Below are 679 nucleotides of genomic sequence, written 5' to 3' on the forward strand. Positions count from 1 at the left end.
TGCAGGCTGGGGAGACTGTGTGCGGCGTTGCGCGCCGGCACGGGGTGGCTCACAGCCTGCTGTTCACTTGGCGTCGACAAGCGCGCCAGGGCCGCCTCGGCGGTGACGTGGTGCCAGCTCTTGTTCCTGTCGAGATCACTCCTGCGCCGGCTCCGGTATCGATCAGCGCGCCGCAACCGGCGTCTTCACCGCCTGCGCAGCGCGCAAGGTCCGGAATCATCGAGATCGAGCTTGGCGGCTGTCGCGTTCGCGTTGACCGGGACGTCGACGGTGAGGCGCTACAGCGGGTTCTTGAGCTCCTACGACGACGATGATCCCGATTCCGAGCGGCGTCAGGGTTTGGATCGCCACTGGCCACACCGATATGCGTCGCGGCATGCGAAGCCTGGCTCTTACAGTTCAGGAGAGCCTGAAGCGCGATCCTCATGCTGGTGATCTCTATATCTTCCGGGGCCGCCGCGGCGATCTGGTCAAGATTCTTTGGCATGATGGGTTGGGCATGTCGCTCTACGCCAAGCGCCTGGACCGCGGCAAGTTCATCTGGCCTTCGGCCTCGGCTGGCGCGGTGTCGATCTCAGCGGCGCAGATGGCTTATATGCTCGATCACCCATGTTGATGCCCCTCCTTGTTAGGCTGACAGATTCTTAGATCAAGTTGCGCAATGACGTGGTTTCGAAGG

The 679-nt window shown here is 62.6% G+C and carries 2 protein-coding genes; both read left to right on the forward strand.

What is annotated here, in order from left to right:
* The first annotated feature begins 44 nt into the window (after positions 1-44).
* Positions 45-314: a hypothetical protein gene (locus XI09_RS45875; protein ID WP_442869509.1), complete on the forward strand. Its 270-nt coding sequence runs from the start codon at positions 45-47 to the stop codon at positions 312-314.
* Positions 311-616 carry an IS66 family insertion sequence element accessory protein TnpB gene (tnpB, locus tag XI09_RS01225; RefSeq protein ID WP_271565321.1) on the forward strand — a complete coding sequence of 102 codons (306 nt, stop codon included), beginning with the start codon at positions 311-313 and terminating at the stop codon, positions 614-616. The genes XI09_RS45875 and tnpB overlap by 4 nt, the downstream gene beginning before the upstream one ends.
* Positions 617-679: the final 63 nt, after the last annotated feature.

Source organism: Bradyrhizobium sp. CCBAU 11386 (assembly GCF_028128955.1).
GTDB lineage: Bacteria > Pseudomonadota > Alphaproteobacteria > Rhizobiales > Xanthobacteraceae > Bradyrhizobium.